Here is a 10,485-nt window from a genome sequence, read left to right on the forward strand (position 1 = left end):
ATACAAAAAACAACGATATTATGAAATTGAAGATAGCGGTTTTGCCCGGAGACGGAATCGGGCCTGAGATAATGAAGCAAGGCGTGGCGGTGATGGATGCCATCGCTTGTAAGTTCGGACATGAGGTAGAGTATGAAGAGGCTATATGCGGTGCGCATGCGATAGATGAGGTCGGTGACCCGTTCCCCGAAGATACATACCGCGTTTGCCGTGATGCCGATGCCGTGTTGTTCGCAGCTGTCGGCGATACTAAGTTCGACAATGACCCCACGGCCAAGGTGCGCCCCGAGCAGGGATTGCTTGCCATGCGAAAGAAACTCGGTCTTTTTGCCAATATCCGTCCTGTGCAGACGTTCAAGTGCCTTGTGCATAAGTCTCCGTTAAAGCCGGAATTGGTTGAAGGGGCTGATTTTATTTGCATCCGTGAACTTACCGGCGGAATGTATTTCGGTGAGAAATATCAGGACAACGACAAGGCGTACGACACCAACTATTATACTCGTCCCGAGATAGAACGCATCCTTAAAGTGGGTTTTGAATATGCCCGGCGTCGTAATCGCCACCTTACTGTTGTCGACAAGGCCAATGTTCTTGCTTCAAGCCGTCTTTGGCGACAAATAGCCAAGGAGATGGAGCCGCAGTATCCTGATGTGGATGTAGACTATATGTTTGTCGATAACGCATCTATGCGAATGATAGCTGAGCCTAAGTTCTTTGATGTCATGGTCACAGAGAATACTTTTGGTGATATACTTACAGACGAGGGGAGCTGCATTTCCGGTTCAATGGGACTGTTGCCGTCGGCCTCTACCGGTGAGAGCACGCCGGTGTTCGAGCCTGTCCACGGCTCGTGGCCGCAAGCCAAGGGGCGGAATATAGCCAATCCGCTGGCTCAGATACTTTCCGTCGCCATGCTTCTTGAATACTTCGACCTTAAAGAGGAGGGCGCGTTGGTGCGCCGTGCCGTCGACGCGTCGCTCGACGCCAATGTGCGCACTCCGGAAATACAGGTTGATGGCGGGGCCGAATATGGCACGAGTGATGTCGGTGCATGGATTGCAGACTATATAACCAAAGCCTGACGTGCGTAGAATATTTGTTATTATTACAGTGTTGTTGCCGCTGTCGCTGTCTGTCTGCGGACAGACAGCCGGCCGGTGGCGGGACTCACTGTCTGTGATTAACAGGCAAATAGCCTCATATCCGTATTCATCGGACCTGCATTTGCGTAAGGCTGCTATAAACATAGAGCTGCAACAATGGGAATATGCCGTCGACGAATACGGCACGGTGCTTTCCCATGAACCGGACAATCTTGCCGCCTTGTTTTACCGTGCTTACGCAAACACACACTTGCGGCATTACGATCTTGCCAGGAATGACTATGAGGCTTTTCTTAAATTGGCTCCCGTGAATATGGAGGCTCGTCTCGGACTTGCTCATGTACTGGTTAAAATGAAGCGCAGTGCCGATGCGATGGACCAGATGAACAGGCTTGTCGAGCTTCATCCCGACAGCGCCGTGGTATACGCCGCCCGTGCCGGTTTCGAGTCGGAGAGCCGTGCTTACGATGCCGCTCTGTATGATTGGGACGCGGCCCTGCGCCTTGCTCCCGGCAATACCGATTATATCATATCACGTGCCGATGTGCTTTTGCGGCTTGGCAAGAAAGCCGAAGCCCGCCGTGCTCTCGACGATGCGGTGAGAAAGGGCGTGGCACGTGGCGCTCTTCGCGAGTGGTACAGGCGTTGCAAATAGTGCCTTCGGGATAGGTCCCAATGCTTTTTTCTGTGAAAGTACAACGTGGGGAAACAGACATCACCACGAAATATAAGATTGGTTCAAATGCTATCCAGCGAAAGTACAACGTGAAATAAGTTATATTTACAAGCAATATAATTTATTTCACGTTATCCCAATGGCTCCGTTATGTCTTGACTGTGCCTGGATATGCTCGTCAGGCCGCCAATCAGGCGCGGCTGCTTTTCTTCGGTCACTCCATGCTTACAATCTCGATGTCGGCATGTTCGTTCAATATGCCGTTCATCCAACTGTCATATACTACTCTTTTCACTTTCAGCTCGATCGTTATGCAGTACTTCTTCTCATTGCCACTGCCTTTTTCTTTTATATTGTATGTATATAGTTCCACACATTCCTTCTTGATTAGGGCGGTCACTTCTTTAAGGTTTTCCTTTGAAGAAGATTGCAGGGTGATTGACATGTTCCTCGTCCCCAGGCGTCGCATGATGACGTTCAGAACCTCAAGACACAGCAGGACGAGAGCCGTAGTGGCAAAGGCGAGTGTATAAAGCCCCGCTCCGCATGTCAGTCCGATAGCCGATGTGACCCATAGTCCGGCAGCTGTGGTGAGCCCGCGGATCACGTTTCTTTGGAATATAATCAGTCCGGCACCTATAAATCCGATGCCCGTCACCACTTGCGACGCTATTCGCGACGGGTCGAGCGATGCCGTCCTGTCGAGGTTCAGTGATGTGTCGAATCCGAATTGCGACAAAATCATGAACAGCGCGCTGCCCAAAGCCACAAGGAAATGGGTCCTGAAGCCGGCGTCTTTCGCTCTGTATTCCCTTTCAAGGCCTATCAGTCCGCCAAGTATGGCGGCTATGAAGATACGTAAAAAAAACTCGAACGTCATATTATTCTTTTCCTACAAACTTGTTATATCCGAAATAAAGCAGGGCGTAGATGGCCACGGCAGAAACCCAGCCGGCGAAAACGTCTATCGCATAGTGCGCGTATATATATACGGTAGACAGGCACAGCAGTATGTACAGCGGCAGGATGCAGTAGAACATCCGGCGATTGCGGCTGTCCCATGCCAGTATCATGAGTATTGTCGTCACTCCTACATGACTGCTTGGGAATGCCGCCGTGGGGCGTTCGCCGGCGTTGTGCGCGTCTACCACCATCTGATAGAACATACCGTCGGTGTATCCCGGTGTGGCGAGTGCCTCCTGGTTTGCGGCGAAGAAACTGCCGACATCGGGAAACACACCGTGTGCTATCTGATCGAGTCCTACGGCGTTGTAGTAGTATTGCGGACCGGCTACCGGCAGTATTATGTATATGATGTAGTAGATGAAGAACGAGCCGAGTATTATGAACGACGCTCTGGCAAACTGATTGTATCGCCGCACGAAATAAAACATTGTCACTACGGCTATCAGCGGGTAGTAGCTTGCATACCCGAGACACATCAGCTCGCTGAACACACCGTTGCTGAACACTTGAGAGAATAGCAGTGCGGGCTGGCATCCGAACAGGTACTGCTCGTATGCGGCGAACAGATGGTCGAGATTGGGAAACATGCGGTTGAACTCATACGTGTCGGGATACCACCATGAGAGCAGTGCCATCTGCACTATTATGCGGCATAGCCTGGTCATTCGGCACGGTATCATCCTGTATACGCCCCATAGCGCAATCGTGATGGCAAATATTCTGACACGTCCCCATAGCATGGATTCGGGGTTGGTGAGCTTCGTGTATGTGAAGAACATCAGCAATAGTGTTATCACAAGATATGCCATTGCTGCCCATTCAGCCGCGAGAAGTCCTTTCTTCGGCTTTTTCTCTATTTTGAAAAGATTGTTCATTTTGTTTGGTTGTGGTTGGAAAAGTGCAGTGTCGTGAGTGAGGGTGTTGGCTGTCAGGTATCAGAGCCATCCGTTTTCCTTATACCATTTCACGGCTTCGGTCACTCCACGGTCAAGGTCGTACTCCGGTTTGTAACCCAGTTCTTCTTTTGCCGGAGTGATGTCGCAGCGCCAGTTGCGCTGTCTCATTATGTTGTACTTGTCGTTGTTCAGTGCCGTCACCTTCCCTCTCAGCCTCCCGGCATATTCTCCGATCCATGTCACTATGCGCAGTATCCATATCGGAGCCTTTATCCGAAGTACCCACGGGTTGCCCAGTTCGCGGCAAAGCAGGTCGCTGAACGTTCGCGATTGGTATGTGTTTCCGTCGCTGAGAATGTATTTGGAGCCGTTTTTCCCTTTGGCTATGGCCTTGAATACTGCCTGCACAAGGTCTTTGACGTAAATGAATGTCAGGTGTTGGGGGCGGTAGCCGACAGAGAAGTCTGTATGTCCCTTTATGCTTTTTGCCATCATGAAATAGTCTGTCTCTCTCGGGCCGTATACTCCGGTCGGCCTTAGCGTGACGCATGGAAAATCTTCCAGCGAGTCGAGAAACTTCTCTGCTTCCAGTTTGCTCTGCGCATAGAGCGTGTCGGGCACCGGTGTGTCGGTGATTTTTATGTCCTCGTCGGGGCGCGAGTCTTTCACCGGCCCATATACGCTGAGGCTGCTTATGAACACAAACATTCTCAACTGCGGCTGTGTCTGTCGTATGGCGAGTGCCAGATTGCGAGTGCCGTAGTAGTTCACACGGTTGAAATCGCTTGCCCGCAGGCATTTGGTGGCTCCTGCCGCATGTACCACATAGTCGAGTTCGAGTCCGGTCAGTTGTCCGGCAAGTTCTGCCGGGCTGTCAAGATTAAGTTCTATGAAGTTTATCCTGTTGTCGGTAAGATACTTCTTGCTGCTCGTCTTTCGCATGGCGGCCCACACGTTCATGCCGCGTCTCAGTGCTTCCTCGACCACAAAACTGCCGATAAAACCGCTTGCGCCTGTGATTAGAATGTTCATTATATATAGCTATTTGGTTGCAAAGATACTATTTTAAAATAAATTATTACTCTAAATGCCTGAAATAGGGATTAATTTTGTTTCTTTGCAGGGAACGGAGGACTAAGGAATAATAAAAAACATAATGACCATGGGAAAGAAAAAAGGTGGAAAGCGAATGACTAAAAAACAACTGTGCGAGGCTCTGCAAGAGTTTTTCATGAACAGTCCGGAAAAGACATTCAGCTTCAAGTACATATTTAAAGAACTCAAACTTAACACCCATCCGCTCAAGATGCTTGCCATCGACCTGATGGAAGAGATGGCGTGGGATGATTTTCTCACCAAGGTGAGCGAGAACTCATACCGTCTGAACACAAAGACACAGGTGCAGGAGGGACGTTTCCGCCGTAAGGCGAACGGTAAGAACAGTTTTGTTCCCGATGATGGCAGTCAGCCGGTGTTCGTGGCAGAGCGCAACTCCATGTCGGCTCTCGACGGCGACAAGGTGCAGGTGGCGTTCCTTGCGCGGCGTGCCAACCATATCAAGGAAGCTGTGGTGACGGCAATCATTGAGCGGGCGCGCGACTCGTTTGTCGGCCGTCTGCGGGTGGAGCGTGACTATGCGCTGCTCGTCATGCCCGACAACGTGTTTGCCCACGACATGATAATACCCAAAAAGAAACTCAAGGGAGGCAAGACGGATGACATGGCCGTGGTGAAGGTGACGCAATGGCCCGATGCCGAGCATAAGAACGCCGTGGGCGAGGTGATAGACGTGCTTGGCGAACATGGCGACAACGATGTCGAGATGAACACCATTCTCGCACAGTATGGCTTGCCGTATAAATATCCCAAGGCGGTGGAAGAGGCTGCAAACAAGATTTCAGACGTGATTACGGATGAGGATCTTGCCGGGCGGGAAGATTTCCGCGGTGTGTTCACTTGCACTATCGACCCGCACGATGCCAAGGACTTCGACGATGCGTTGTCCATAAGGAGAATATCCCCTGAGTCACGGACGCAATCATCGAGGAGAGGGTCCTCCCTATGGGAAGTCGGTGTCCACATAGCCGATGTGTCCCATTACGTCACTGAAGGATCTGTCATAGACCGTGAGGCGGTCAAGCGTGCCACGAGCATATATCTCGTAGACCGGACCATACCGATGTTGCCCGAGAGACTGTGCAACTATATATGCTCACTGCGTCCCGATGAGGATAAGCTGGCATACAGTGTGATTTTCGATATGACGGACGGTGGCGAAGTGAAGCGCTGGCGGTTGGCGCATACCGTAATACGCAGCGACCGCCGCTACGCATACGAGGAGGTGCAGGCCATTCTCGAACAGAACGGGGTCGTCGACGGGACGGGAGAGCCGGCGCCGCCGGCCGGCAAAGACGGATATACTGGCGAGAATGCGGAGATGCTCATACAGCTTGACCGGCTGGCCAAGAAACTGCGTGAGGCTCGGTTTAAGAACGGTGCGGTGAAGTTCGACCGCGAGGAACTTCGTTTCGATATCGATGAGAAAGGGCGGCCCACACGTTGCTACTTCAAGAAGTCGAAAGATGCCAACAAGCTGATAGAAGAGTTCATGCTCCTCGCCAACCGCACGGTTGCGGAGAGTGTCGGACGGGTGAAGAATGGAGGCACTGCCAAGACATTGCCCTATCGTGTGCACGACCAGCCCGACCCGACCAAACTCGAAACGCTGCGCGGTTTTGTCGTCAAGTTCGGATACAAGATGAAGACGGCAGGCACCAAGGGTGCCATAGCACGCAGCCTCAATACCTTGCTCGACGAGTGTGCCGGCAAGAACGAGCAGAAGCTCATAGAAACAGTGGCGCTAAGGGCTATGATGAAGGCCAAATACAGCATTCACAACATAGGGCACTACGGACTGGCGTTCGACTATTACACGCATTTCACCTCTCCGATCCGCCGCTATCCGGACACAATGGTGCACCGTCTGCTCACGAAGTATCAGCAGGGAGGGCGCTCTGCCGGCAAGGACAAGTATGAGGAGCTGTGCGAGCATTGTTCCGACATGGAGCTTGTGGCGCAGAACGCCGAGCGCGATTCCATCAAGTACAAGATGGTGGAGTTCATGGCCGGGCATGTTGGCGAGGTGTTCGACGCCCATATCAGCGGCATACAGAGCTACGGCATATACTGCGAGATAGACGAGAACCACTGCGAGGGTATGGTGCCGATGCGTGATCTCGATGACGATTATTATGACTTCGACGAGAAAAACTATTGTCTTGTGGGGCGTAGGCGTCATAATAAATACCAGCTTGGCGACGCCGTGCGCATAAAAGTGGCGCGGGCAAATCTCGACAAGAAACAGCTTGACTTCACAATAGAGAGATGATTAATTCACATAAAACCGGCCGGCCTCAGGAAAATCCTGAGGCCGGTTTGTGTGTTCAATCGCCATCCCCAACAATCGAAAAAAACATTCTGTCATTCCTTGGTGTTCGGTGGGTTGAGCCTTCGTCGCAAGGCAATGGATATGTTTTTCCGGGCGAAACCGTTGATACTAAGTTAAGAAAAACACTTCATATCCGAGAAATACTATCGCATTCTATATAGTGTTATTCCTTGTTTTTCGGTGTGTTTTTGACTATATTTGTGTGTCGAAAATGAAAAAAAGAACATGAAAATAACGAGAAATATTTACAGAATACAGTCGTGTCTCAATTTTGGCGCAGGCCGAAAGTGCATATTTATGCAGAGCGGTGGAGGTAATGTGTATACAGGCTGGTCTGTGATTTTTGATAATTCGGATAAAGCCGGGCTGCCTGTAAAGAGTGCTTTTGACATGAAATGCGCCGTTTATAACACTTATATATAGCGTTTTTCGGGTATTCCGTATCGTATGTATATCTTTCGGGTGTGATATTCCGGCATGACGGTAATCGGTGTTTAAGGCTTCCGACGCTTGGTGTCGGGGGCCTTTTTTGTTGCAATTCGGCCTTTTTTTGATCTGCATTTAGACGCTCGTTGGCTTCCATTTAGATGCTAAACGCACTCTAACGGGCATCTAAATGCAGAGCAACGGGTATCCCGATGCAGCATGGCGGGTATCCCGTTGTGGCGAAACAGTATTTTTGCGTTTTATTACTGGACGGTTGTCGGTTTTAATTACTTTTTCTGTCAAAAAACAATGGGTAACCGTTTGTCTTACAATCTGTTTTTGCATAAATATTCACATCGTATATTGAATATTCTGTATGGATGTTTGTTATATATCTTATGATGTTTTATTTACATACTGTATGCTTGGTTTTCTTTATCGGTATATGTCGTGATTTCCTTTGACTGCTGTTTCTCTACCATGCTTTTGTTCTGTCTTTCATTTTTTATTTCTTGGCTATTATTTATGTGTAAGTTTGCCTGTTATATATAAATATGTGACTAAACGGTAGATGTTTGAAAATATGTTAAAAGGCTGTGGGTGTAAAATGTTTTCACATTTGTTTTCTTTTTTTTGTCAAATTTTAACTACCTTTGTCCTGACCTAATGATAAAAGTATCGAAGTGTATTTATTATATTAACTAAAAACAAAATGAAAAAACTATTTACTTTATTGACGCTTGTGATATGCTCTATAGGAGTTTCATGGGCAGGTGATGTTTTTACCATTTCATATAATGGTAAAGATGTCCAATCGACAGACGGATATTTTACCCATTCGGCAAAACATAATTTTAATACCAAGTTTTCCGGTGGAAATTATGGCGGCATAAGTTTTAAGAGCGGACTTAAAATGGAAGGAGCCACAGAAATATATTTCACGTCCAATTCCACCGCTACTTTGACGATAGTCCAGTCTGCTTGGGAAAGTAACGGTGTTGTGCAGACAAACAAGCTCGATGGAACAGAGCTTGTAGAGGGGGTGAGAGACGATGTAAACAAAGTAGTAGTCCACACAATAGAGAATTTGCCGGCTGGCGAGCATAAAATAACCCGTGGCAGCGGAGAAAATGGACTGTACTATGTTAAAGTGGAATATACGGGCGAGGCAATGATACAGTTGGCAACTCCTGAAATTTCCTATGATGCGTCTACCGGTGTAGTGACGATTGCGGATATATCAGATGCAAATGGTATTTATTATACAACAGACGGTACGACACCGTCTGCCGATAACGGAACAAAGTACGAGACATCTTTCACGGTTGATGACGGAACGTTAGTTAAGGCTATCGCTGTCGGTAATGGTACAACGACAATGAGTTCTTCTATTGCCGAGAAACAAGTCATTCGTACCGGTATAACAATAGCCGCTCCGGTCATTTCGGTTTATAATGGGACTGTGGCTATCATGTGTGCCAGCAAGAATGCTTCTATAGAATACAGTACTGATGGAACAACATATACCGCTTATGGACGTGCCTTTACTCTGATGGAGGATAAGACCGTGTACGCTCGTGCCTCGAGAGAGGGCTGTACTACGTCTGAAATCGCGAGCAAGGCAGTGGCAGCGGTTCCGGCAGGTGTGAAGTCTAAGACTATCTACATGGGATTCGGCTCTTTTGACTCTCCTGCGAATATTGACGGATTTCACACATTAAAAGGTCGTGCTGGTGATCCGGCAGAGGGATATTCGCTGATATTGAATGTATCCGGCAAGACTTGGAGCAGTTCTAACGCTAAGGTTACTATGGCCAATAATGAAACTCGCACCGCTATTAAGGGTTCAAACGGAGCACAGACCATTTTGAGACTTCCCGAAGGGATAAAGGCAACAAAGCTGACCCTTTACAGTTTCATCAACGCCGCAAGCGGAACAAGAACCACAGGATGGAGAGAAGTGAACGGTGAGGATTTGACATCAATAGTCAATGAAGTGCCGATGGGAGCCAATAGTGACAAGAAAGATTATCTGACAAATCCGGATATGCGCGTGTTCCCCTTGGATAATGTCTCAGGTGAAATTACATTTGCAAATACAGGCGAGCAGGTTTGTTTTGTTATCGCTCTTGATGTGATAGAGCCTTCTCAGACTGTCACAATCTCCGATGCCAAGTTCGCCACTTGTGTGGCAAATACCGATCTCGACTTTGCCGGTACAGACGTTACGGCGTATACCGTGAGCGAGGTTGGCGAGACAACCGTGACACTTGTGAAGACAGACAAGGTGAAGGCCGGACAGACTGTGGTAGTAGGGGCGGAGGCCGCCGGAGCGTATGACATTCCCACTACTACGGAAGTGTTTACGGCTGCGACCAGTCTTATGGCATCTTCTGAAACCGAAGTGCCCGTGACGACCGAAAACAGCTATTATATCGTGGCTAACGGTGACAACGGCGTGGGATTCTACCCCGTACAGACCGGCACGTCAATCCCGGCCGGCAAAGGCTATATAGAAGTGCCGGCCAACAGTGCCAAAGGCCGTTTCCTAAGTTTCGGAATCGGTGGCGGTACAAGCGGTATCAGTGACGTGAAAGCCGCAACGGCAGAGAAAGGCGAGATATACAATCTCAACGGACAGCGTGTGGCCGCTCCCGCAAAAGGTCTCTACATCATGAACGGAAAGAAGGTTATATTCAAGTGATGAGCCGGTAAACCTTTTTGAAACAACAAGAAAGCGTAATCAAAATAAGAAACAATTTAAAGAAAGGAAACAAGAAATGAAAAAATATATCAAACCCGAGATAGAAGTGTGTGTGTTGAACGTGGAGAATTGTCTGCTTGCGGCTTCCGATCCACGCGAAGGCGATAATATCTTCAATACGACACCTGTGGATGGTCCGTCGGCTCTGTCAAAGGACCATAGCTTCGACCTCTGGGCAGACGATGAGGAATAAGAATAGAGGATAA

Annotated in this window: 8 protein-coding genes; 5 read left to right on the plus strand and 3 right to left on the minus strand. The window is 48.9% G+C overall.

Translation table 11 applies throughout. The features are described from left to right. The first annotated feature begins 20 nt into the window (after positions 1-20). Entirely contained in the window at positions 21-1,082 is a 1,062-nt protein-coding gene (gene leuB, locus HPS53_RS11740) for a 3-isopropylmalate dehydrogenase (RefSeq protein ID WP_104369704.1), read from the plus strand. Between the two features lies 1 nt (position 1,083). Beyond that, the gene (locus HPS53_RS12820) at positions 1,084-1,758 is read left to right on the plus strand and encodes a tetratricopeptide repeat protein (RefSeq protein ID WP_104369627.1); all 675 of its coding nucleotides are present in this window, start codon (positions 1,084-1,086) and stop codon (positions 1,756-1,758) included. Between the two features lie 235 nt (positions 1,759-1,993). Here the strand turns inward: HPS53_RS12820 and HPS53_RS11750 are convergent, their stop codons facing one another. From HPS53_RS11750 to HPS53_RS11760, 3 genes are read right to left on the minus strand one after another with little or no spacing between them, the layout of a single operon-like run. Continuing rightward, on the minus strand, positions 1,994-2,659 hold the full coding sequence (locus HPS53_RS11750; RefSeq protein WP_172206386.1) for an MgtC/SapB family protein: 666 nt from the start codon (positions 2,657-2,659) through the stop codon (positions 1,994-1,996). A gap of 1 nt (position 2,660) precedes the next feature. Beyond that, positions 2,661-3,620 (minus strand): phosphatase PAP2 family protein, encoded by a 960-nt coding sequence (locus tag HPS53_RS11755; RefSeq protein ID WP_104369629.1) that lies wholly within the window; start codon positions 3,618-3,620, stop codon positions 2,661-2,663. 60 nt (positions 3,621-3,680) lie between these two features. Continuing rightward, positions 3,681-4,673 (minus strand): NAD(P)-dependent oxidoreductase, encoded by a 993-nt coding sequence (locus HPS53_RS11760; RefSeq protein WP_104369630.1) that lies wholly within the window; start codon positions 4,671-4,673, stop codon positions 3,681-3,683. A gap of 130 nt (positions 4,674-4,803) precedes the next feature. Here HPS53_RS11760 and rnr point away from each other — a divergent pair, with 130 nt between their 5' ends. The 3 genes from rnr (at position 4,804) to HPS53_RS11775 (ending at position 10,472) form a co-directional block, all read left to right on the plus strand. Continuing rightward, entirely contained in the window at positions 4,804-7,029 is a 2,226-nt protein-coding gene (gene rnr, locus HPS53_RS11765; RefSeq protein WP_104369705.1) for a ribonuclease R, read from the plus strand. 1,198 nt (positions 7,030-8,227) lie between these two features. Then, a complete protein-coding gene (locus HPS53_RS11770; RefSeq protein ID WP_104369632.1) occupies positions 8,228-10,219 on the plus strand; it encodes an FN3 associated domain-containing protein in 1,992 nt (663 codons plus the stop codon). Between the two features lie 76 nt (positions 10,220-10,295). Continuing rightward, positions 10,296-10,472: a toxin PIN gene (locus tag HPS53_RS11775; RefSeq protein WP_104369633.1), complete on the plus strand. Its 177-nt coding sequence runs from the start codon at positions 10,296-10,298 to the stop codon at positions 10,470-10,472. Positions 10,473-10,485 lie beyond the last annotated feature (13 nt).

It is taken from the genome of Prevotella sp. PTAC (assembly GCF_013166535.1).
Classification (GTDB): domain Bacteria; phylum Bacteroidota; class Bacteroidia; order Bacteroidales; family Bacteroidaceae; genus Prevotella.